General features: G+C 67.6%; 21 protein-coding genes. 7 read left to right on the forward strand and 14 right to left on the reverse strand.

Annotated elements, in window-relative coordinates; translation table 11 throughout:
- Window positions 1-5: 5 nt before the first annotated feature.
- From V7Z82_RS07705 to V7Z82_RS07725, 5 genes are all read right to left on the reverse strand, one after another.
- Entirely contained in the window at window positions 6-716 is a 711-nt protein-coding gene (locus V7Z82_RS07705; protein ID WP_334149761.1) for an alpha/beta fold hydrolase, read from the reverse strand.
- A 2-nt stretch (window positions 717-718) separates the two neighbouring features.
- The gene (locus V7Z82_RS07710; RefSeq protein WP_334149762.1) at window positions 719-1,612 is read right to left on the reverse strand and encodes a carbohydrate ABC transporter permease; all 894 of its coding nucleotides are present in this window, start codon (window positions 1,610-1,612) and stop codon (window positions 719-721) included.
- Window positions 1,609-2,481: a carbohydrate ABC transporter permease gene (locus V7Z82_RS07715; RefSeq protein ID WP_334149766.1), complete on the reverse strand. Its 873-nt coding sequence runs from the start codon at window positions 2,479-2,481 to the stop codon at window positions 1,609-1,611. Before V7Z82_RS07715 ends, V7Z82_RS07710 begins: the two co-directional genes overlap by 4 nt.
- 72 nt (window positions 2,482-2,553) lie before the next feature.
- Window positions 2,554-3,837, reverse strand: a complete 1,284-nt coding sequence (locus V7Z82_RS07720) for an ABC transporter substrate-binding protein (RefSeq protein WP_334149769.1) — start codon at window positions 3,835-3,837, stop codon at window positions 2,554-2,556.
- 322 nt (window positions 3,838-4,159) lie between these two features.
- Window positions 4,160-5,392 carry an MFS transporter gene (locus V7Z82_RS07725; RefSeq protein ID WP_334149771.1) on the reverse strand — a complete coding sequence of 411 codons (1,233 nt, stop codon included), beginning with the start codon at window positions 5,390-5,392 and terminating at the stop codon, window positions 4,160-4,162.
- Between the two features lie 137 nt (window positions 5,393-5,529).
- On the opposite strand from V7Z82_RS07725, the gene V7Z82_RS07730 reads away from it, so the two are divergent.
- Window positions 5,530-7,116: an SDR family oxidoreductase gene (locus V7Z82_RS07730; RefSeq protein WP_334149772.1), complete on the forward strand. Its 1,587-nt coding sequence runs from the start codon at window positions 5,530-5,532 to the stop codon at window positions 7,114-7,116.
- A gap of 69 nt (window positions 7,117-7,185) precedes the next feature.
- Here the strand turns inward: V7Z82_RS07730 and V7Z82_RS07735 are convergent, their stop codons facing one another.
- The 3 genes from V7Z82_RS07735 to map form a co-directional block, all read right to left on the reverse strand.
- Window positions 7,186-8,982, reverse strand: coding sequence for an ABC1 kinase family protein (locus tag V7Z82_RS07735; RefSeq protein WP_334149775.1), 1,797 nt, complete (start codon window positions 8,980-8,982; stop codon window positions 7,186-7,188).
- 26 nt (window positions 8,983-9,008) lie between these two features.
- On the reverse strand, window positions 9,009-9,620 hold the full coding sequence (locus V7Z82_RS07740) for a PadR family transcriptional regulator (RefSeq protein WP_334149777.1): 612 nt from the start codon (window positions 9,618-9,620) through the stop codon (window positions 9,009-9,011).
- A 242-nt stretch (window positions 9,621-9,862) separates the two neighbouring features.
- On the reverse strand, window positions 9,863-10,633 hold the full coding sequence (map, locus tag V7Z82_RS07745; RefSeq protein WP_334149779.1) for a type I methionyl aminopeptidase: 771 nt from the start codon (window positions 10,631-10,633) through the stop codon (window positions 9,863-9,865).
- Between the two features lie 66 nt (window positions 10,634-10,699).
- On the opposite strand from map, the gene V7Z82_RS07750 reads away from it, so the two are divergent.
- Window positions 10,700-10,975, forward strand: a complete 276-nt coding sequence (locus V7Z82_RS07750; RefSeq protein WP_334149891.1) for a helix-turn-helix domain-containing protein — start codon at window positions 10,700-10,702, stop codon at window positions 10,973-10,975.
- 27 nt (window positions 10,976-11,002) lie between these two features.
- A complete protein-coding gene (locus tag V7Z82_RS07755; RefSeq protein WP_334149780.1) occupies window positions 11,003-11,761 on the forward strand; it encodes an SDR family NAD(P)-dependent oxidoreductase in 759 nt (252 codons plus the stop codon).
- Between the two features lie 151 nt (window positions 11,762-11,912).
- On the opposite strand, the gene V7Z82_RS07760 is transcribed toward V7Z82_RS07755, so the two are convergent.
- A complete protein-coding gene (locus V7Z82_RS07760) occupies window positions 11,913-13,328 on the reverse strand; it encodes an MFS transporter (RefSeq protein WP_334149782.1) in 1,416 nt (471 codons plus the stop codon).
- 81 nt (window positions 13,329-13,409) lie between these two features.
- Window positions 13,410-13,976: a TetR/AcrR family transcriptional regulator gene (locus V7Z82_RS07765; RefSeq protein WP_334149784.1), complete on the reverse strand. Its 567-nt coding sequence runs from the start codon at window positions 13,974-13,976 to the stop codon at window positions 13,410-13,412.
- A 125-nt stretch (window positions 13,977-14,101) separates the two neighbouring features.
- Between V7Z82_RS07765 and V7Z82_RS07770 the strand changes: the two genes are divergently transcribed.
- Together V7Z82_RS07770 and V7Z82_RS07775 are read left to right on the forward strand one after the other, a co-directional pair.
- Complete coding sequence (locus tag V7Z82_RS07770) at window positions 14,102-14,590, forward strand: DUF2975 domain-containing protein (RefSeq protein WP_334149786.1); 489 nt, start codon at window positions 14,102-14,104, stop codon at window positions 14,588-14,590.
- Window positions 14,590-14,805 (forward strand): helix-turn-helix domain-containing protein, encoded by a 216-nt coding sequence (locus V7Z82_RS07775; RefSeq protein ID WP_334149788.1) that lies wholly within the window; start codon window positions 14,590-14,592, stop codon window positions 14,803-14,805. The genes V7Z82_RS07770 and V7Z82_RS07775 overlap by 1 nt, the downstream gene beginning before the upstream one ends.
- 118 nt (window positions 14,806-14,923) lie before the next feature.
- Here the strand turns inward: V7Z82_RS07775 and V7Z82_RS07780 are convergent, their stop codons facing one another.
- Window positions 14,924-15,853, reverse strand: coding sequence for an NADP-dependent oxidoreductase (locus V7Z82_RS07780; RefSeq protein ID WP_334149790.1), 930 nt, complete (start codon window positions 15,851-15,853; stop codon window positions 14,924-14,926).
- Window positions 15,854-15,942: 89 nt separating this feature from the next.
- Here V7Z82_RS07780 and V7Z82_RS07785 point away from each other — a divergent pair, with 89 nt between their 5' ends.
- Window positions 15,943-16,434 (forward strand): MarR family winged helix-turn-helix transcriptional regulator, encoded by a 492-nt coding sequence (locus V7Z82_RS07785; RefSeq protein WP_334149791.1) that lies wholly within the window; start codon window positions 15,943-15,945, stop codon window positions 16,432-16,434.
- A 105-nt stretch (window positions 16,435-16,539) separates the two neighbouring features.
- Here V7Z82_RS07785 and V7Z82_RS07790 read toward each other — a convergent pair whose 3' ends face one another.
- The 3 genes from V7Z82_RS07790 to V7Z82_RS07800 all read right to left on the reverse strand — a co-directional run bounded on the left by V7Z82_RS07790 (window position 16,540) and on the right by V7Z82_RS07800 (window position 19,718).
- A complete protein-coding gene (locus tag V7Z82_RS07790) occupies window positions 16,540-18,105 on the reverse strand; it encodes a DUF726 domain-containing protein (RefSeq protein WP_334149794.1) in 1,566 nt (521 codons plus the stop codon).
- Window positions 18,106-18,246: 141 nt separating this feature from the next.
- Window positions 18,247-19,335, reverse strand: a complete 1,089-nt coding sequence (locus V7Z82_RS07795; RefSeq protein ID WP_334149795.1) for a type I restriction endonuclease — start codon at window positions 19,333-19,335, stop codon at window positions 18,247-18,249.
- 77 nt (window positions 19,336-19,412) lie between these two features.
- Window positions 19,413-19,718 carry an ArsR/SmtB family transcription factor gene (locus V7Z82_RS07800; RefSeq protein WP_334149796.1) on the reverse strand — a complete coding sequence of 102 codons (306 nt, stop codon included), beginning with the start codon at window positions 19,716-19,718 and terminating at the stop codon, window positions 19,413-19,415.
- A gap of 81 nt (window positions 19,719-19,799) precedes the next feature.
- Between V7Z82_RS07800 and V7Z82_RS07805 the strand changes: the two genes are divergently transcribed.
- Window positions 19,800-21,041 carry an MFS transporter gene (locus V7Z82_RS07805; RefSeq protein ID WP_334149797.1) on the forward strand — a complete coding sequence of 414 codons (1,242 nt, stop codon included), beginning with the start codon at window positions 19,800-19,802 and terminating at the stop codon, window positions 21,039-21,041.
- Window positions 21,042-21,250: the final 209 nt, after the last annotated feature.

Consider the following 21,250-nt stretch of genomic DNA (forward strand, 5'->3'; position numbering starts at 1 on the left):
CAGGCTCAGCGCCGTGCAGCGCCGGCGGCGGCATCCGCGAGCTGCGTCTGCCACGACCGCAGCAGCGCGCCGAAGGCCTGCGGGCGCTCGATCGGCAACAGGTGCCCGGCGTCGAGCGTCACGAGCCTGGCATCGGGCAGCTGCTGCACGATCTCGGTGTGGAAGTGCGGAGGACAGATCACGTCGTCGAGCCCCGACACGACCAGGGTCGGCGTCGGCACGGCGGGCAGCACCGCGAGCAGGTCGCGTCGGCTGAGCTGCAGGTGCAGCTGCGCCCGCAGGCGCAGGCCGCCGGTGGCATCACCCATCGCGAGCGTCCGCTCGACCAGATCGGGTCGCTCGCGTACGACGGTCGCCCCGAGCAGCGACGGCAGGATGCGGGACTGCAGCGTGCGAGCATCCGTCCCTCGATCGAGCTCGTCGATCCAGCCGCGCCAGCCCTCGCGCTGCGCCTCGGTCGGCACCTTCGCGTTCGTCGACACCAGGCAGAGTCCGGCCAGCCGCTCGGGAGCCGCAACCGCAAGCGCCATCGCCACGATCGCGCCGAGCGAATGCCCGACGAGCACGAAGCGATCCGGCAGTTCGGCGCGCAGCGCATCGACCTGCTCGTCGATGTCCGGCAGGTCGAGGGTGGGGCGGATGACGGGACCGAGCCCGGCATCCGCCCACAGGTCGTGCGTGCAGTTCATGCCGGCGAGCAGCACCAGCGGTGGCATCGTCAGCCCTTCACTGCACCGTCGCTGAGGCCCGCGACGAGATACTTCTGGGCGATGAACGCGATCACGAACACCGGGATCGTCAGCAGCATCGACGCGGCCCCCGCCTGTTGCAGCATCGGCAGGGTCTGCCCGAGCTGGGTGGCGATGAACACCGGCACCGTCTTCGACGAGGTGTCGGTGAGCACGAGTGCCGTGAGGTACTCCTGGAACGCGAACAGGAAGACGAAGATGCCGGCGGTGAGGATACCGGGGCCCATCAGCGGGATCATAACGCGTCGCAGCATCCCGATCCTGGTGCATCCGTCGATCATGGCGGCCTCGTCGAGCTCCTTGGGGATGTCGGCGAAGAAGTTGCGCAGCAGCCAGATCGTGAACGGCTGATTGATCGCGACCAGGGCGATCGCCAGAGCGAACGTCGTGTCGTAGATGCCGAGCGCCCGACTGATGTCGTACATCGGCAGCACCACCGCGAAACGCGGCAGCGCACGGAAGATCAGTGCGAGCACGAGCAGCAGCGCGGAGACGTAGCTCGGGAACCGCGACAGCGCGTAGGCCGCGGGAATGCCGATGGCCAGCGCGATCACGGTCGACACGACGGCGACGACCACGGTGTTCACCAGGTAGTCGGCGAAGTACGTGGTCTGCCAGAGGTCGACGAACGCCTGCAGTGTGGGCTGGTAGTCCCAGAGCACCGGAGGGTTGGAGAACGCGACGTCGGTGGGCTTGGTCACCGAGAGGGTCATCCAGATGAAGGGGCTCAGCACGACGACGCAGAGGATGGCGAGCAGGAGACCCGTGATCACCGGCGGACGGTTGGGACCGCGGCGGCGGCGCTTCGGTGCGCCCTTGGTGACGATGGCCCTCGTCGAGAGTTCTGCGGAGGTGAGACTCATCGTTCGGCCTTCGCTTCCTTGAAGATGCCCCGGATGAACGGGATCAGCATGATGAGGATCAGGATGATGGTGAGCACGTTGATCGCACTGCCGAGGCCGAGGTTCTCGGCGCCGTCGGCGAATGCGACGGAGTAGACGTAGAGCATGATCGACTCGTTCCCGATGTTCTGCGCCTGCGGCGACAACGGGATCAGGTTGTCGAACATGCGCAGCACGTCCATGATCGTGATCAGCGTCACGAAGCCGAGCACGCCACGGATCGTCGGGATGATCACGTTCAGGTGCGTCTGGATGCCGTTGGCGCCGTCGATCTTCGCGGCTTCCTTCAGCTCGTTCGGCACGCCCTGGAGTCCGGCCAGGATGATGAGCATCGCGAACGGGAGCATGTGCCAGACGGTGTTGGCGATCACGAGGATCGCGTTCGGCACCTGGTCGGTGAACCAGAGCACCTGCGATCCGCCGAAGAAGCCGATCAGGCGGTTCACGACGCCGCCGAAGTTGTCGTCGAAGAGCCACGAGAAGGCGACCGCCCCGACGAGGTTCGGCAGCACGTACGAGACGAGCATGATGCCGAGGACGAGCGGTCGTGATGTGGTGATGCGGTTGATGCCGGTGGCGATGATGTAGCCGAACACCAGCAGGATCGCCGTGGTGACGATCGTGACGGCGACGGTGAAGAGCACCGCCTTGTGGAATCGCGGATCCGTCAACGCGTCGGTGAAATTCTCCAGCCCGATGAAGGTGCCGGGTGTGCCGTAGCGGACCTGCTCGAAGCTCCACTGCACCGTGCGCACCAGCGGGAGCACGAGGAGTGCACCCATCACCAGCAGGCTCGGCGCGAAGAGCAGCCAGAATTCGCGTGCCTTCATATGCGTCCTCCCTTGGACGGACTGTGGCCTGAACTCGCGCTCAGGCCACAGTCATGGACGGTCGGTCCTCGGTCAGCCGGCGACCTTCTCGCCGGCTGCCTGCATCTGGGCGAGTCCGTCGTCGACGGACACCTGGCCGTTGAGGATCGAGACCAGGATCGGCCGGATCTCGTTCGTGATGTCGGCGATGACCGGAGACACGATGGGCGGCATTGCGCTGGCGATCGAGTCGTTCGCCGCTGCGCCGTAGGGAGAGTTCTTCTCCGTCACCATTCCCTCGCGAGCCGGGTAGGCGGCGGGGACGGATGCCGTCGAGGCATCCTCGCTGACGGCGGAGGCCATCATCTGGAAGAGCATGTCATGGTCGAGCTTGGTGTTGAAGGGGATGGACCAGCCGTCGATCGACAGGCGGTTGTAGGAGTACTGGGCGTCGTCCGAGATCTTCGGTGCGCCGGCGAATCCGAACGAGTCGGACAGCTTGGAGTTGGCGGGAAGCGTCAGGTCGAACATGCGGCCGGAGAACATGATCGACATGGCGGCCGTGCCGTTGAACATCTGCTGCTGCACCTTGGGCTGGTCGAAGGTGGTGACCTGCGGGTCCATGTAGGGCTTGAGCGAGAGCATCGCCTCGACGGCCTGCTTGGCCTCGGGTCCGTCGAGCGTGACCTTGCCGTCTGCGGTGACGAAGTCGGCGCCGACGGAGTTCATCGCTCCCTCGAACCCGGTCGTGACGTCGGCGGTGGCGAGCCACGGCAGCGCGATCGGGTAGTCCATGAGCCCTGCGCCCTTGATGGCGTCTGCCGCGGTGATCATCTCGTCGAAGGTGGTGGGGACCTCGAGGCCGAGGTCGTCGAAGATGTCGGTGCGGTAGGCCATCACGAACATCTGCGCCTGCATCGGGATCGCGTAGATGTCGCCGTCGTAGGACATGCCCTCGACCATGGACTGGCTGATCTCGCCGAGGCCGTAGTCGTCGGCGTACTTGTCCCAGAGGTCGTTCAGCGGAACGAGCTTCTCCTCTTCGCCGAAACCGGGGATGACGAATCCGTAGGTCTCGATGATGTCGTAGGTGCCGGTGTCGCCGGACAGTGTGGCCGTGGTCTTGGTCACCTGCCCGCCGAAGTCGATCGGGTCGTGCTTCAGCGTCACATCATCGGTCGAGCAGCTCTTGACCATGGTGTCTGTGAAGGGGTCGATGGCGGAGGAATTGTAGGCGAGGACGTTGACCGTGGTCTTGCCCTCAGGAGCGGTGTAGTCGCACGACACCGTTGTCGCGTTCTCGTTGTCGGTGCGGGTCCCGGCCCCGCAGCTGGTGAGGGCGATCATGCCCACTGCTGCGAGTGCGAGTACCGGCATAGCCCGATGCTTCATGTGTCCCATGACGCTGATGGTATACGTATGCAGTCGACTTAGGGAAGCCTATGTTTGAGGAATCTATTCGTTCTGAATACGTATACGGAGTGAGCGGCGGCATCCGGCCTGTCGCCTGCTGGTGACGCGCCCGGTTCGTCGTGCAGGAAGATGTGCGGGATGCAGGGAGGAATCGCGGCATCCGCCCTGCATCATGAACATCTTCCTGCATATCGCACGCGTGGGCGACGGTGCAGGAGGACGGTTCTGGATGCCGGGCGGATGCCGAGCGGATGCCGGTAGCGGATGCGGTGCAGGATGCCGACGGCTACGCCTTCGGGCGGCGCCCCTCGAGCACGCCGGCGAGCAGCACCGCGACGAGGGCCGCGGCGGGGGCGACGATGAGTCCTGCACGGAGGCTCGCGGTCTCGGCGATGAAGCCGACGAACGGCGGCGACAGCAGGAAGCCGAGCCGCAGCAGCCACGACACGATCGTGAGGCCGACGCCGGGGCGCAGTCCAGGCAGCTCGTCCGCCGCATGCATCGCTGCCGGGATCAGCGTCGCGATGCCGAAGCCGACCGCCGCGAATCCGGCGATCGTGCCCGGCACGCTCGGGAAGATGAGCGCGAGCGTCATGCCGACGGCGGCGATCAGGCCGCCGACGCGGGCGACCGCGCGCTGCCCGAAGCGATCGGTCATGCCGTCGCCGAGCATCCGCCCGATGAACTGCGCGCCGACCAGGGCGATGAAGCCGAGCGGGGCGATCGCGGCAGCGGCGCCGAGCGACTCGCCGAGGTAGAGCGTGGCCCACGAGTTGCCGGCATCCTCGGCGACGGCGCCGGCCATCGCGATGAGCGTCAGCGCGATCAGGATCATCACGAGACGAGGACTCACTGCGCGGCGCAGCGCGCTCTTCAGTTCTGCGGGCTCGGCGGTGGCTTCGGCATCCGCCTCCGCGTCGTCATCGTCGCGGCCGGGCAGGCAGAACCGCAGCGCGATCAGGGCGACGACCGCGAACACCGCGGTCGAGATGCCGAGGTGCACGCCGAGCGGCAGCTGCAGCGCGATCGCGGCAGCCGCCATGCCACCGCCGAGCACGGCGCCGATCGACCAGATCGCGTGGAAGCCGTTGATGATCGAACGCCCGTACCGGCGCTGCACCCGCAGCCCGTGGGCGTTCTGCGCGACATCGGTGATGGCATCGGATGCTCCGCCGACGAGCAGCGCGACGGCGAACAGCACTCCCGACGGAGCGAGCGCCGCTGCCAGCAGACCGAGCGCGGTGAACACGGTACCGAACACGGCCATGCGTCCGGAGCCGAATCGACGGATCAGCACCGCGGCGAGGAGTCCGGCGGCGATCGCTCCGGCGGGGAAGGCGGCGATCGCGAGACCGTAGCCGACGTTGTCGAGGCCGAGCGCCGACTTGATCTCGGGGTACCGCGGCAGGATGTTCGCGAACAGGGCGCCGTTCGTCAGGAACAGTGCCGAGACGGCGATGCGCGCGCGACGCGTCGCCCGGTCGGGCGTGGATCGTCGAATCGATTCGGCGGTAGTCATAGCAACGATCGTACGGGGCATCGGGCATGCTCGCGACCACGCGGCGCAGACGGGCGAGCCGCGCCGATGTGCTACCCGCGCACACCCCCGAACGCAACCCCGTATCCCCCGATGGTGCCCCGGCCTACGCTCGACCCATGACCGACCTCACCCAGCCCACCGGCCGCGAAGAAGCACTGCGCGCCATCCCGCGCGACGACGGCAGCGCCCCGCGCGCGCTCGTGCTCGGTGCCACCGGCTACATCGGCGGCCGCCTCACCCCTCGGCTGCTCAACGCCGGGTATCGCGTGCGCGTGCTGGCGCGCGATGCGGCGCGCGCGGCTTCCTTCCCCTGGGGGTCGGAGTGCGAGATCGTCGAGGGATCGGCGGATGAGGCGGAGGCCGTGGCCGAGGCCATGGATGACGTCGATGTCGTGTACTACCTGATCCACTCGATGTCGGCGGGCAAGGGCTTCGAGGAGAGCGACGAGCGTGCCGCGAACACCGTGGCCGAGGCCGCGAAGTCAGCCGGCGTGCACCGCCTCGTCTACCTGGGCGGGCTGCACCCTGATGACGCGAAGCTGTCGCCGCATCTGCGCTCGCGCGTGCAGGTCGGCGAGACGTTCCTCGAATCCGGGGTGCCGACGCTCGTGCTGCAGGCAGGCGTCGTGATCGGCTCGGGCTCGGCGTCGTTCGAGATGATCCGCCACCTCACCGACGTGCTGCCGTACATGCCGGCGCCGAAGTGGGTGCGCAACCGCATCCAGCCCATCGCCGTGCGCGACGTGCTGCACTACCTGCTGGGCGCTGCCCGGGTCGACGCCGACGTGAATCGCGCGGTCGACATCGGCGGCCCAGACGTGCTGCGCTACGGCCAGATGATGAACGGCTACGCCCTCGAGGCCGGGCTGCCGCAGCGGGCGATCGCCGCGCTGCCCGTGCTGACGCCTGGCCTCGCCTCGCATTGGGTGAACTTGGTGACGCCGGTGCCGCGATCGATCGCGCGCCCACTCGTCGCCTCGCTGCAGAACGAGTGCGTCGTGAAGGATCACTCGGTCGACGAGCTGATCCCACAGCCGGAGGACGGGCTCACCCCGTACCGCCGAGCCGTCGCGCTCGCACTCGGGCGCCTCGACGCCGACACGATCGAGACGAGCTGGCAGGACGCCGAGGTCTCTGGTGCGCCGAGCGACCCGCTGCCGAGCGACCCTGATTGGGCCGGCCGCACCGTGTTCACCGACAAGCGGGCGCTGAAGACGACGGCATCCGTCGACAAGCTGTGGAGCGTGCTGCTGGGCATCGGCGGCGACAACGGCTGGTACTCGTCGCGCTGGCTGTGGACCATTCGCGGGTGGATGGACCGCCTCGTGGGCGGCGTCGGGCTGCAGCGCGGTCGCCGCAGCCGCAGCGCCGCTCGGGTCGGCGATGCGATCGACTTCTGGCGGGTCGAGGCCGTCGAGACGTCCGACGAGGGGAACCTGCTGCGGCTGCGCGCCGAGATGAAGGTGCCGGGCGCTGCATGGCTCGAGCTGCGCGCGATCCCGGACGGATCAGGTGCGCGCTACGAGCAGCGGGCGGTGTTCTTCCCGAGCGGACTCAGCGGGCGCCTGTACTGGCTGGCCGTGCTGCCGTTCCACGGCTTCATCTTCGCGGGCATGGCGGCGAAGATCACGGCGACGGCTGAGGGCGTGCAGAAGGTGAAGCCGAAGGAGGAGCCGGTGGATGCAGAGACGGTGGCGCCCTGAGTCCGCCGGGTCCCCGAGCCTGTCGAAGGGCCCTGCCCCTGGGTCCCTGAGCCTGTCGAAGGGCCCCGTTCAGCGGGGCCCGCGGCGGCCGACGCCGGCGAACACGGCGTGCAGCAGCGGCAGCGCCGAGACGCAGATGAGGGTGACGCCGAGCGGCGGGATCGTCGGCACGAGCAGTGCGCCGCCGACGAGCATCGCGGCGAACAGCACGCCGGAGCCGATGCGGCGGGCGAGCCCCTCCAGGCGGTCGAGCCGACGCTCGAGGCGTGAAGTGTCGAACGAGACGGAGCCGTCGTCGATGCGGGTGATGACGTTGTCGATGCGCTGCGGGAGACGCATCGTGACACCGGCGGTGTCCATGGCGCGGGACGCGAAGGCCTGCACGACGTTGCCGGTCTCGGCGCGGAGCAGACGGCCGGCGTAGGGCTCGGCGGCATCCCACACGTTGAACGACGGGTCGAGCCCGCTGCACATGCCCGAGGTCAGCGAGACCGCGCGGATGAGCAGCAGCATGTTCTCGGGCAGCTGCAGCGGGAGCGAGCGGACCATGTCGCCGAACTCGTCCGCGAAGTCGCGGAACTCCCGCGGGTCGACCTTGCTGAGCTCGGCGAAGCCCATGCCGCCGAAGCGCGCGAACAGGGCGGTGAGCGCGCGTTCGAGCTCGGCGGTGTCGGCGGACGGCAGCAGCACGCCGATCTCCTGCGCCGCGGCGACGAGTCCACGACTGTCGCGTCCTGCGACCGCGATCAGCAGGGTGCGCAGGCCGTCTCGCAGGCTGTCCGGCACCTCGGCCATCATGCCGAAGTCGATGAATGTCAGGCGGAAGTTCCGGGTCTGGTTCCCTGCCGTTCGGGCCGTCTGGCCGGCATCCGCCCGGCCCCCTGCACCGGCATCCGCCCGGGTCGCCGAGCCTGGGTTCCTGAGCCTGTCGAAGGACGAAGGGCCCGATACCGGCGTCACGAAGATGTTCCCCGGGTGCGGGTCGGCATGCACGAAGCTGTGTGTGAACACCTGGTCGAACATGACCTCGGCGAACACCTCGGCCACCTCCGCCGGGTCGATGCCGGCCGCGTGCAGCGCCTCGATGTCGTTGATCTTGATCGCGGTGACGTCCGACAATGTGAGCACGCGTCGGGTCGACCGCTCCCAGACGATCTCCGGAGTGTCGACGCGCGGGTCGTCGGCGAAGTTCTCGCGGAACCGCTCGGCGCTGGCTGCCTCGTGCAGGTAGTCGATCTCCTCGAGGCTGGTCTCGGCGAACTCCTCGACGAGTCCAGGCGCATCGACGCGGTCGGCCACCAGCCGCACGCGCGTGAGCCACTTCGCGACCCGGCGGAGCGCGGCGAGGTCGACCGCGACGATCTCGTCGATGCCCGGTCGCTGCACCTTCACGATGACGTTGCCGAGCCCGGTGTCTGCCGCGTCGATCGCCGAGAGCCTGGCGCGATGCGCCTGACCGAGGGATGCCGCCGCCACCGGGGTCTCGTCGAACCAGGCGTAGGCGCGGTCGAGCGGGAGTCCGAGTTCGGCCTCGGCGGCGGCGCGGATCGCAGCGTACGGGACGGCGGGAACCTCGTCCTGCAGCCCCTCGAGCTCGGCTGTGATCTCGGGCGGCAGCACGTCGAGGCGAGACGACATGAACTGGCCGACCTTGATCATCAGACCGCCGAGCTCGATCGCGAGCGCGTGGAACCGGCGTGCGAACTTCTGCATGCGCGGTCCACGCGTGCGCTCGGCGATCGAACTGAGTCCGAGGCGCGGAAGCACCAGTTCGAACCACCAGATCTTGGCGAGCTCGCGCGAGGCGAACGCCAGGATGCGTCGGTATCGGGCGCGATGGGCGCCCTGCGCCGCGGCATCCGTCATCTGCTGGTCCTTCTTCGTGAGTCCGATCAGTCCTGAGCGAGGATCGAGTAGAGCTTACGGCGCGCGTCGTCGAGCACGTCGATCGCGCTCTGCACCTGCTCGGGCGATCCGGTGCGTCCGACCTGTGCGGCTGCGCCGGCGAGGTCGACCCCGGCCTTGGGCAGCGCGCTGAACCGCGGGTCGTTGCGGTGACCGTCCTTGCCGGCGGTCGGCTCCCACGGGGCCTTCGTCTCGGACGACTCCGCGGCGACGGCACGGCCGGCCTCGGTGAGCGAGTAGGTCTTGCGACCGTTCTGCTCCTCGGCGGCGATGAGGCCCTCGTCGGCCAGCAGCTGCAGGGTCGGGTAGACCGATCCCGCGCTGGGCTTCCAGGATCCACCGCTGCGCTCGGCGATCTCGTTGATGATCTGGTAGCCGTGCATGGGCTGCTCGGCGAGCAGCGAGAGCACTGCGGTGCGCACGTCGCCGCGGGCCATGCGGGAGCCGCCGCTCGGGCGCTGCTGGTCGAAGCTCTTCCGGAACTGTTCCACGATGTCGTAGATCGCGCCGGCGGGACCGTTCGCGCCTCCGAAGAGGTTGCCGAGGTTGTTGGCGCCGTCGTTGCTGCCGGTGCCACCGAAGGGGAATGCGTTGTTCATGATGACCTCCTGGGTCTGTGGTGAACGATACTCAACGATATATCGTTAACCCGAGAGTCAGGTGGGAGTTTCCGCGGATCATCGGCCTCAGCTCCCACCACCACATGCCAGCGCCGGGAGCGGGCCGTGCCCACACTCCAACCCACGCCGCATCTCGGATTTCTGCGGAACTTCGGACGGATGCCGCCCGGCGGCTCCGAAGTTCGGCAGAAGTCCGAAGCGACGCGACACTCCCGCGGGGATCAGCGCGGCAGCGTCAGGATCTCCGCGCCCGTCTCGGTCACCGCGATCGTGTGCTCGGTGTGGGCGGTGCGGCACCCGGTCGCGCTGCGGAGCGTCCACCCGTCGTCATCCGTGACCAGTTCGTCGGTGTCGGCCATGACCCAGGGCTCGAGCGCGAGCAGCAGGCCGGGGCGCAGGATGTAGCCGCGGCCGGGTCGTCCGTCGTTCGCGACGTGCGGGTCCTGGTGCATGGTCGAGCCGATGCCGTGGCCGCCGAACTCCATGTTGATCGGATAGCCGGCCTGGCGCAGCACCGTGCCGATCGCGCGGGAGAGGTCGCCGATGCGCGCGCCGGGCTTCACGGCGGCGATGGCTGCGGCGAGCGCTCGCTCGGTCGTCTCGATCAGGGCGAGATCCTCCGGCGCCTGCGTCTCGCCCACGATGAAGCTGATCGCCGCGTCGGCCGAGATGCCGCGGAGCGTGACGGCGAGGTCGAGGGTGAGCAGGTCGCCGTCGGCGAGCGTGTAGTCATGCGGCAGACCGTGCAGCACGGCGTCGTTCACGGCGGTGCAGATGTAGTGACCGAAGGGTCCGCGCCCGAACGACGGCGCGTAGTCGACGTAGCAGGATTCGGCACCCGCATCCGTGATCATCTGCTGCGCCCAACGGTCGATGTCGAGCAGGTTCACGCCGACGACCGCACGCTCCTTCAGGGTGTGCAGGATGGTGCCGACGAGCGCGCCGGCGTCCTTCGCTCTGGCCAGTTCGTCGGGGGTGAGGATCTCGATCATGGTTCTCTCCGTGGCATCCAATAACTATCCCGGTAATACTATCCCGGGATTAGTATGGGCATCATGATGGTCCGGATGCCGCTGACTGCCGCCGAGCTCGAGCGCGGCGAGCGCCTCGGTGCATTGCTGCGGCGTGCGCGCGGCGAACGGTCGATGCTGGCCGTCGCGCTCGATGCCGGTGTCTCGCCGGAGACGCTTCGCAAGATCGAGTCCGGTCGCGTGGCGACTCCTGCCTTCTCGACGATCGCCGCGATCGCGGATGTGCTCGGCATCTCGCTCGACAGCGTGTGGGCCGAGATCGAGCCGGTGCGTGCGCCTGGTGTCGCGCGGGTCGCGTCGTAACCGCTTCGTCTCGAAGGAGTTCCTCGGATGCCCCACGCCCTGGTGACCGGAAGCTCGCGCGGCATCGGTCGAGCGATCGCGCAGACGCTCGCGCGTCGCGGTGATCGCGTCGTGGTGCACTACGCGAGCGATCGTGCTGCCGCTGAGGAGACGCTCGCGTCACTGGACGGGTCGGGGCACGCAGTGGTGGGCGGCGACATCGGTTCGCCGGCGGAGGCGCAGCGCGTCGTCGATGAGGCGGTGGCTGCGCTCGGGTCGCTCGACATCCTCGTGAACAATGCTGCAGTGGCGCCGAATGCCGACAATGCGCATCGCGCGGACTCGACGTCGTTCGAGTCGTGGCAGGCGGCGTGGGCGCAGATGGTGCAGGTCAATCTGCTCGGCGCCTCGAACGTGACGCTGCTGGTGGCGCAGCACATGATCGCACGCGGCGAGGGTGGGGCGATCGTGAACGTCGGCTCTCGCGGGGCCTTCCGCGGCGAGCCGGACCATCCCGCGTACGCCGCGACGAAGGCCGGACTGCAGGCGTTCGGGCAGTCGATGGCGCTCGCGCTGGCTCCGCACGGCATCGCGGTGGCCTCGGTCGCGCCAGGCGTGATCTCGACCGAGCGGCAGTCCGGGCTGCTGTCGGGCGACTCGGGCGAGCGCGTGAGGGGCCAGAGCCCGTTCGGTCGCGTCGGCACTCCCGAGGAGGTGGCGGATGCCGTCGCATACCTGACCTCCCCCGGCGCCGTGTGGGCATCGGGCACCGTGCTCGACCTCAACGGGGCGTCGTACTTCCGCTGAGCCGGTTCGACGTCCGGCATCCGACTCGGCATCCGGCATCCGGCATCCGACTCGGCATCCGGCTCGGCCGTGTGCGCTTCCGGCTGCCGAACTCCGAGAGTCCGGCCGACGGAGGCGCACAGGCCGCGCGAGGGCACGGAGCGGATGCTCCTCAGCGCCGCCAGATCGCGACGATGCCCGCCCCGACGACGGCGAGCACTGCGGCGCCGACGAAGAGCCAGGCGAAGCCGCCGGTGAGGGCATCCGCCGTCGACGCGCCGCCGGCCTCGAGCGCAGCCGTTCGCAATCCGGCGATCGTGCCGAGCACCGCGAGCCCGACCGCGCCGCCGATCTGCTGACTCGTGTTGATGAGACCGCCCGCGAGTCCGGCCTCGCCGCCGTCGACGCCCTCGACCGCGAGCTGCGTCGTCGCGACGAATGCGCCGCCGAGGCCGACACCGATCAGGAGGGTCGGCCCGAGCAGGTGGATGAGGAACACGGCATCCGACGGGGCGAGTGCGAGCCAGATCAGCCCACCGGCCAGCACGAGCAGTGAGCCGATCAGCACCGGACGACTGCCGAGGCGCGCGATCACCGAGGGCACTGCGCCTGCGACGAGCACGAGCGCCCCGGCGAGCGGAAGCTGTGTGAGGCCGGCGGCGAGCGCGTCGTAGCCGAGCACGGCCTGCATGAAGACCGAGAGGGCGAAGAAGAGTGCGACCATCGCCGCACCGCCGAGCAGCATCACGACGTTGCCGAGCGCGAGGTTGCGGTTGCGGAAGACAGACAGCGGCATGAGCGGTGCGGGGCTGCGGCGCTCGATCACGACGAATGCGATCCCGAGAGCGATCGCGGCGACGAACAGGACGAGTGGCAGCGGATGCAGGAAGCCGAGCTGCTCGACCGCGCTGAACGCTCCGACCAGCGCGACGAGGGCTGCGGTCACCGTGATGGCGCCGACGGCATCGAGTCGCCCCTGGGCGCGGATGCCGTCGCGGGTGATGAGCAGCGGGATCGCGATGAGCACGATCGCGCCGACCGGCACGTTCACGAAGAAGACCGACTGCCAGCCGAGGGTCGCAGTGAGCACTCCGCCGAGCAGGACGCCCGCTGCAGATCCGATGCCGGCGACAGCTCCCCACACGCCGAGGGCCTTGGTGCGCTCGGCGCCGTCGGGGAAGAGCTGGGTGAGCAGCGCGAGTGCGGCCGGGGCGAGCAGTGCGGCCGATACCCCCTGCAGCGCGCGGGCCGCGAGCAGCATCTCACTCGAGATCGAGAGGCCGGCGAGGGCGGATGCCGCGACGAACCCGGCAGTGCCGATCAGGAACACGCGGCGGTGGCCGTAGCGGTCGGCGAGGCGTCCACCGAGCAGCAGGAGGCCGCCGAACGCGAGGACGTACGCGGTGATGACCCAGGCGAGGGCGAGGGTGTCCATGCCGAGCCGGCGCCCGAGCACGGGGAGCGCGATGTTGACGATCGAGGCATCGAGCACGACCAGGAACTGGGCGAGGGCGAGGATGCTGAGGGCGAGCCAGCGGCGCGTGCTGCGCGGTGCGGTTCGCGGTGCGGCCTGGGTGAGCGTGGTCATGGTGGATCCTTTCGATGATGGATGAGTGATTACTCACTCACTCTTGTGGGCATGAAGAAGTGATCGCCTTCCTGCCCCGGTTCAATCGGGGTGACTGATCCCCCTGGTCAGCAGCGCGGCCCAGCGCTCCGGGCGCCCATCGAGCTGGGTGGTGACGATGAGGTGGCAGAGCTGGCCGTAGGCGATGAACTGCTGCACCGCTTCGTCGCTGCCGCCGGAGCGGGACTGGGCGAAGGTCGTCACGCGACCGAGTCCCGCCCGGAGGGCCGCGCCGACCTCGGGAATGTCGGCGACCGACTGCGCGTGCACCTGCAGCATCAGCAGGGCTCGGTCCGAGATGAGGTGCGCGTAGGCGTCGCCCATCGCGTCGAGGATGCTGTCGGCGGTCTGTTCGGTGGCGGCAACCGCACCCTCTTCGAGCGCTGCGATGATCGCGTCGAAGCACGCCTCGAGTGCGGCGATGAACAGGGCCTCCTTGCCCGAGTAGAGCTTGAAGACGTAGGCCGGCGAGATCTTGGCCGCGCGGGCGACGTCGGCCACCGTGGTGCCGTGATACCCGCCACGGGCGAACTCGGCCAGCGCGGCGGAGGCGACGAGGGGTCGTCGCGCATCGGCCGTGGAGAGGATCGAGCTTCGCGTGGTGGACATATGAGTGACTGTACACTCACTCTCCGTTGGCGGCAATGGCTTCGCGGTTACAGATGTACGCCCGCTTGCCCGAATCGAACGATAAACGATAGATTCCTGTTGTTGTTCGATGGAAGGTGCCAGCTATGGGGAATGTGACGATCGTTGTGCTGCGGGTCGTGATCGCGCTGGCCCTGGTGGGGTCGGTGGCAGTGCAGGCGTTGATCGCGCCGCTGCTCTGGCTGGATCTCGCCGAGGGCGAGCTGTGGGGGCGGATCCTGATCGTCGGGATCGTGATCGGCGGGGTCGCGACGATGCAGGTGTTCGCGGTGTGCGTATGGATGCTGCTGACCCGGGTGCGCCGGGGTTCGATCTTCGCGGAGTCGTCGTTCCGGTTCGCGAACGTGATCATCGGGGCGATCCTGGTCGCTGCGGCGCTGACCTTCGTGCTCGCGGCGGTACTCGCTCCCGGAGAGATCGCGCCGGGTGTCGTCGCGCTGATCGGCGGAGCCGGGGTGGTGCTGTGCGGGATGGCGCTGCTGGTCGGCGTGATGAAGGCGCTGCTGCGCCAGGCGATCGAGCGCGATACCGAGGCGCGGACGCTGCGGTCCGAGCTCGACAACGAGGTGATCTGATGGCGGTCGTCGTCGACATCGACGTGATGATGGCCCGTCGCAAGATGAGCGTCGGAGAGCTGGCAGAGCGGATCGGCATCACGCCGACGAACCTCGCGGTGCTGAAGAACGGCCGGGCGAAGGCCGTGCGGTTCACGACGTTGGATGCGCTCTGCGAGGCGCTCGAGTGCCAGCCGGGTGATCTGCTCCGGTGGGAGTCGGACGCACCCGCGTAGATCGCCCGCGTCGCGACCACGAGCCGACGACGGGCGGAGCTGCCGGGATGCGGGTGGGAGAAGTACCGCCAACCTCACGGTCGTGATCTGCTCGCCTCCCGCATCCGGTCGTCATGCATCACGGCACGACGACGACCTTGCCGGCGATGCGTCCGGCGGCCGCCTCGGCATGGAGCGCCGGCAGTTCGGTCAGCGGGATGCGCCGCGTGACCTCGAGGTGCAGGTCTCCGCTGTCGACGAGCGAGACGAGCTCGCGCAGTTTGGCGGCATCGCTCCGGACGAACACGACCACGGACCGCACGCCGCGATCGGCGTCGTCCGGTGCCGGCATCCACGCGGTCGTGCTCACCACGACTCCCCCGTCACGGACCAGGCGCACCAGTGCTGTGAACGCCTCCGGCTCGATCGGGGCGAGGTTGAGGAGCATGTCGACTGGCTCCGACACCGCATCGAGGACGGATGCCTCGGTGTGGTCGATGATCTCGTGCGCTCCGGCTGCGCGCACTGCATCCGCACTCCGGGGGCTCGCGGTCGCGATGACGTGCGCGCCGGCCCGAGCTGCGAGGGCGATCGCGTACTTCCCCACGACGCCGCCGGCTCCGACGATGAGCACGCGCTGCCCCGCCTGCAAGTCGCCGTCGTCGAAGAGCGCCTGGCGAGCGGTGAGCGCGACAGAGGGGAGCGCCGCGGCATCCGCGAGCTCGACACTGGTCGGCGCAGCCACCAGGGCATCCGCCGGGGCGACGACGTATTCGGCCGCGCCGCCGTCCTCACCCATGGGCAGGAAGCCGATCACCGCATCGCCGACCGCGAATCCGTCGACGCCCTCACCGACAGCATCCACCGTGCCGGAGACGTCGTAGCCGGGAACGTGCGGCAGCGTCACCGGGATCGGCAGGAAGCCCGCCCGCATGCCGTTGTCCGCCGCATTGAACGCGGATGCCGCGACGCGCAACCGCACCTGTCCGGCGCCGGGCGTCGGCTGCTCGACTTCGTCGTACTGGAGCACCTCGGGTCCGCCCACTTCGTGGAACTGCACTGCCTTCATGATTCTCTCCTTCGTCAGGTGCTTCGAATTCGAAGCAATAGGTGACAGTAGCACTGCTTCGAATTCGAAGCAACACGTATACTGGACGAATGAGCACACCCCCTCGCCTGTCGCCGACCGAGCTCTCGGCCTACTTCGCGTTCACGGAGGTGAGCAGCCTGCTGCGGCACTCGGTCGAGAAGCAGCTGAAGGATGCCGGGCAGCTCAGCTACGTGCAGTTCCAGCTGCTCGCGCGGCTCGGGGATGCTCCGGACGGCAGCCAGCGCATGACCGACCTCGCCGACGGCGTCGTCTACAGCCGCAGCGGCCTCACGTATCAGGCGCAGCTGCTCGAACAGCGCGGGCTGGTCACGCGCACTCCCTCACCGGAGGACGAACGCAGCACCATCGTCGCGATCACCGCCGAGGGGCGCGGGGTGCTGGCGCAGGTCTTCCCCGGGCATATCGAGACCGTGAAGAGCCTGCTGTTCGACTCGCTCGGGGCGGATGACGTCGACGGCCTGGCGCGCGTGCTCACGCAGGTGAGTGCGCACCTGCGGGCGAACCCGCCGCGGTCCGCGGGAAGCCGACGGAAGGGGTAGGCGCGGTTGGGGCGCTGAGCTGCAGCCTTTGGGTCGCTGAGCTTGTCGAAGCGCGGGCCGCTGAGCTCACACCGCTTGCGTCGATCGGCTTGCCGCGCGCACGTGCTACAAGAGGTGGACGTTATCGAGGTAGTCGAAATGGGTCTTCACTGAAGCCGAGACATCGATGTTCTGTAGCTTGGTGGCGATCGGTGTGAACCCAACGAGGCCGGCAGCAGTCTCGCCAGCTTGGGCAGCCCGATAGACGTACTTCAACACGTTGTCGGTGCCCGAGTGATAGCAATAGACACCGCTATCCACGCCGGCAGTGAGCGCATCCCAATTACTCTTTGCACCGATCGCCGCGCCAAGAAGATGTGCAGACTGAATCCTCGGGCCGTCGGGCTTGGTCCCGAGCGTCTCCGCTGCAACGACCATCACTCGCGCACCAAGGCTGTGCCCGATGAGCACATAAGACTCAGCATCAGTCCGAGCCAAGAGGTCTCCAACGACAACACCGGTTTTGTCGGCCCTGCTCTTGGCAACATGCCAGGGGTTCTTTGCGAGATCAGTAGCGATCATCGCGGGGCCGACCACATTTCCGAGGAACCTTGCGCCGGCCTTGGTCCCGGCAGCGGCCGCCACCTTCGCCGCAGCAACTCCGCCAGCCTTGCCCATGGCGCCGGCGCCAAGGATGCCAAAGTCGCGGAGCTCCTTCGCGCCCCACCGGACACGGTAAACGGGAGAGTCGGGATACCGCTCGTTGATGATCGACTTCCAACCGCCCCACTTCTCCCCCTTCCCTTCAGTCAGGAAGCCGCTCGCGAAGACCACGGGAACACCGCCATTCCCGGGACGCAGGAGATCGATGCTGAATGACCTGTCTTCGCGGAGGTAAGCGTTCGACACAGAGGCACCGAGAGCACCCCCGACAGCAGCGCCCACGGCTGTCACCACCGCGGTACCGCCCGCCATCCCGAGCCCGCCAGCAGCCAGACTTCCACCGCCGAGTAGTGCGAGACCGTGTGCGCTGGCCGCAGCTCCAGAGAACCCGCCGAACAAGCCAAGCGAGCCGATCGCCCCACCGATTGCCGGCGCGGCGAGCAGAGCAAGTGGCACCGCTACCCCGAGCGCGACCACGCTCCCAGCAACGATCTTCGAGGCCTTGTCCAGGTCGGGCTTTTCGTACTGGAGGAACTCTTCGTAGTCATGCAGGTCGCCGTACGTCCCCTGCGACTTCTCGAAGCCCGGAATGTCATGTCGATGCTCAGCGCAGAACTGCGGCAGTCGAATCGCTCCACGGTCGCGCACCGCAAGATTGTCACATCCGATCGCGACGCAAGGCAGCGTTGGCGATCCGCACCCCTGACATACATAGACCGGGATTTGCCCCACCGGCCGGTTCGACTTCCGATGTTCGTTCACGAGATAGCAAGACGAACACCACCCATGCACGACGTCCAGCAGAGAGACGTCGTCTGCCACATCCGCAATCCATTGCGCTGTTCCGGCGTACGCGTCCGCTCGTTTCTGCGCCGTTCGCCGATTCTCCTCGGCCTGCTTGAGAGCCGCTTTCTGCGCTTCTGGGTTAGCGAGTCCCAGCGCATCCTCGTTCGAAGTCATGCGGGCGGCATACCAGGTTTTCGCATATGCCCACATGTTGCTTAGGAGTGCGGGATTGGTTTCAAGCACCCCTCCTTGTGCAACAGTGGGAGATACATCGGTGAGCTCGCCAACAAGCGTCAATGACGCCCCCTGGTCCGAGATCACCTCAACCTGGAGTCGCGTCCCGTCAACGACATGGGCGTGGATGGCGCCGGGCATAACCTGGGATCAGTCCTTGTATCGCTGAACAGCGGTACGGATGCCGTCGGCGTGCGCGTAGATCTCGTCTAGCTCGTCGATCGGGAAGCGTGTCTCCACTTTCTCCTCATCGAGAAGGCCCAGGTACTTCTGCTTACCGTTGAAGTGCAGGCGCGCGATCGGCTTACGGTTGTTATCGTCGAGCAGCACGGCGAAGTAGCTCTTCGCGTCACGGTGCGTCACCCGGTGCGGCTTCACCTCTCCACACGCGATGGCCTTCACGATCTGGTAGCCCTCGAGCTCTTCCAGAGTTGTCTCGATTTCTGTGTCGCGGTCGAGATCTGCGGCAACAACTTCTGCGCTCGTCGCAGCAGGGGGTGCATCAGCGGTAGCTGTAATGCCGCCCACTCCGAGAGCCGTCTTGAGGCGGTCGTTCACTCGTTCCGTTAGGAACTGCTGGGCTGCCTTGCTCACGAGCGTCGTGAACTGCTGGCGAACCTTCTGTGTGTACGAGCCCTCGTAGACACGCGTCGCGAAGAACTTGATCCATTCATCCGTCGGCTCACGGAACTGACTCGAGATCTCACGCTTGAGTGCGCCGATGTACTTCAACTCTTCGGCCGCACTGATGATCGAGTCGAGGTCGAAGCTCTCCTTGCTGAGCTTCTGGATTTCAGAGATCAACGTCTCGTCGATGTCGAGCAGATCGAGAACGAGGAACGGCTTGGCGTCCATGCGGTTCGGAGCGTCAAGATCGGTGTAGAAGTGCCATGCCACGCCGTTCGTCAGGACTGCAATGCGCGCATTCGTCACAGCGAAGTACCGGTAGAGCTGCGACGCATGCTCGATCTTGAGGGACCCCATCGACGGCTTGCACTCGATGAGAATCTGAACCTCACCATCACGCATGATGGCGTAGTCGATCTTCTCGCCCTTCTTGGTCCCCACGTCGGCGGTGAACTCTGGAACGACCTCGATCGGATCGAAGACGTCATAGCCGAGGATCGTTGAGATGAACGGCATCACGAAGGCATTCTTCGTCGCCTCTTCGGTCCCGATCGCGGTCGCTTGGTTCTTCACCTTGGTCGCAAGGGAATCAAGACGCTCTGCAAACTCCACGGCCACTCCATCTATCACTGAACACGCATTCATCCAGACGATAGCGGAACCGGGCGACATTCATCGTCTGCGACCGCCTACTCCCGCAGCACTGACTCCAGCAGCCCGGGGAACAGCGCGTCGAGGTCATCGCGGCGGAGCGTCAGCATCCGTCGTCGTCCGTTGGCCTCATTGCGGATGACGCCGGCCTCGCGCAGCACCTTCATGAAGTGCGACTTGGTCGACTTCGGGAGGTTCGGGTCGGTGGCATGGCAGGCGGCCATGTCGAGCGGGCCGTCGGCGAGCTGGCGCGTGATCGCGAGGCGCTCGGGGTCGCTGAGCGCGAAGAGCACGTCCGTGAGCTGGATCTCGGAGCGCTCCGGGTGCGGAAGGTCGCCAGGCATAGTTCGAGAATAGTTGAACAATTGCCGGATAGCGAGTACGCTCCGATAGTTCGATGATTCTCGAACGATTGAGGAGCCGTCATGACCAGTACCGCGCCGATCGCACTTCGACGGGCTCAGGGATCCAGTTCGGAGCGTTCGACGCGCTCGGGGACCCAACGCCGCCGCTTCGGCTTCGTTCTCGCGATCGTGGCGCAGATCCTGATGATGGCCGGGGCGAGTGCGCCGTCGCCGTTCTACCCGGTGCTCGCGCAGGAGATCGGGTTCGACGCGATCGTGATCAGCGCCGTGTTCGCGGTCTACGCGGTGGCGCTGCTGCTCACGCTCCTCACCGCCGGATCGCTCTCGGACCACATCGGACGCCGTCCGGTCGCGATCGCCGGATTCCTCATGCTCGCCGGCAGCATGCTCCTCTTCTGGCACGCGGATGCCGTCGCGCTGCTGTTCCTCGCACGCATCCTGCAGGGCGTCGCGAGTGGGCTGCTGATCTCGGCGCTGTCGGCGACAGTGCTCGACTTCGCGCCGGAGGGGCGCCCGGGCGTCGCAGCGCTGTGGAACGCGCTGAGCCCCGGCATCGGACTCGCGCTCGGCGCGCTCGCGTCCGGCGTGATGCTCGACGCAAGCGACGAGGCGCTGCTCGACGTATTTGCGCCGCTGAGTTCCGCGTATATCGTGCTCGCGGTGCTGTTCTTCGTGATCCCCGAGACCGCGCCGCGCAAGCCAGGCGTGTGGGCGTCGCTGAGCTTCCGCCTGTCGATCCCTTCTGCGATTCGGGCGGACTTCTGGCGCGGGGCTCCCGCCGTGATCGCGGGCTGGGCGACCGGCGGACTCTTCCTCTCCCTCGGCGCGAACATCGTGCGGGGGGAGCTCGGCGGCGAGGCGCACGTGTGGCAGGGGCTCGGCGTGGTGCTGCTCGCCGGAGTCGGCGCAGTGACGGCGTTCCTGCTGCGGCGTGTGGCTGCACGGACCTCGGTCCTGTTCGGCACCGCGGCCCTCGCGATCGGAACGCTGCTGTCGCTGATCGCGCTCGGCGTGGAATCGCTGCCGTTCTATCTCGTCGCCGCCGCGGTCACCGGCATGGGCTTCGGCACGGCGTTCTCGGGCGTGGTCGCGTCGCTGGCGCCGCGGATCCCGGCGACGCAGCGGGCGGATACGTTCGCGGTTCTGTATGTGCTGGCGTATCTCGCGTTCGGTGTGCCGGCGGTTGTCGCGGGGGCGCTGGTCGGGGTCGTCGGGCTCGAGGCGGTCTGTGTCGGGTACGGGGTGGTTGTCATCGCGCTGGCGGTGGTGGCGTTCGGGCTGCGGGTGCGGGCGGGGCGGTAGTCGGCCTGTTAGTCTCCGAGCGCCCCCTTCGCGCATCAAGTCTGGAAAGAGGACGCACCTCCGCGCAGCACGTTTGGCGGGTGCTATGCGAGAATTCATCGCTCCAGTTCGCGTCTCCGCTCGAAACTCATCACTGCGAACCCTACGAACCCTGCGAACCCTGCGAACCCTGCGAACCCTGCGAACCCTGCGAACCCTGCGAACCCTGC

Origin of the sequence: Microbacterium sp. (genome assembly GCF_036823965.1) — a bacterium.
Taxonomy (GTDB): domain Bacteria; phylum Actinomycetota; class Actinomycetes; order Actinomycetales; family Microbacteriaceae; genus Microbacterium.